The 999-nt window shown below is 67.9% G+C and carries 2 protein-coding genes; both read left to right on the top strand.

Going from position 1 to position 999, the window contains the following annotated elements:
• Positions 1–832, top strand: an 832-nt coding sequence (locus tag DEH69_RS13020) for a beta-ketoacyl reductase (RefSeq protein ID WP_220131257.1), incomplete at its 5' end; no start/stop codon positions are given.
• A 14-nt stretch (positions 833–846) separates the two neighbouring features.
• The coding region (locus DEH69_RS13015) for a polyketide synthase docking domain-containing protein (protein WP_147255553.1) at positions 847–999 on the top strand (153 nt) is incomplete at its 3' end.

Genomic DNA, 999 nt, shown 5'->3' with positions numbered 1-999 from the left:
CCTCACTCACCAACACCGCGCCCAGGGCCGTCCCACCACCAGCCTCGCCTGGGGCCTCTGGGAGCAGGCGAGCGACATGACGGGCAAGTTGAGCGGGGCCCAGCGGCGGCTCAGCCGACGGGACGGGATTGTTGGCCTGTCGGTGGGGGAGGGGTTGGCGTTGTTCGATGCGGCTTTGGCGTGTGGTGAGGCGGTGGTGCTCCCGGTCAAGGTCGATCTGGCGGCGTTGGTTCGTGGTGTGCCGGAGGAGGTTCCCGCGCTGTGGCGTGGTCTGGTGCGGCGGCCTGCGCGTCGGGCCGCGCAGGCCGCCTCCGGGGGTGGGGAGTCGCTGGTCCAGCGCCTTGCCGGTCTTGCCGATGCGGATCGTGAGCGTCTGCTGCTCGATCTGGTGCGCACGCATGCGGCCGCGGTTCTGGGGCGGGGTGCGAGCGATGTCATCGGTCCTGAACAGGCGTTCAAGCAGCTCGGGTTCGACTCGCTCACCGCCGTCGAGCTGCGCAACCGCCTCAACCAGGCCACCGGGCTCCGCCTCCCCGCCACCCTCGTCTTCGACCACCCCAACCCCACCGCACTCGCCCACCACCTCCGCGACGAGCTGGTGGTCTCCCAGGAGGCGACTCCGTCCGTGCTGGAGGAGTTGGAGAAGCTGGAACAGGCGTTGTTCGCCGACTCCGTGGAAAAGGAATTGCACTCTCAGGTGAAGGCGCGCTTGCAGGCCATCGCCGCCAGGTGGGAGATCAACGGAAGCGCATCGGACGACGACGAATTCGGCCTTGAGGCGGCGTCGGACGACCAGATATTCGAGATGATCGACAACGAACTCGGCCTGTGAGGGGCGGTTTCACCATGGCGAACGACGAGAAGTTGCGCGATTACCTCAAGCGGGTGGTCGCCGAACTCAAGAAGACCCAGAAGCGCCTGCTCGACGTCGAGTCGGAGAAGTCCGAGCCGATCGCGATCGTCGGCATGGCGTGCCGCCTGCCGGGCGGGGTGGCCTCG

Origin of the sequence: Streptomyces sp. PT12, assembly GCF_003311645.1 — a bacterium.
In the GTDB taxonomy this organism is placed as follows: Bacteria; Actinomycetota; Actinomycetes; order Streptomycetales; family Streptomycetaceae; genus Streptomyces.
The sequence above is the reverse complement of the archived record's forward strand: the minus strand, read 5'-3'. Positions and strand labels throughout refer to the sequence as shown.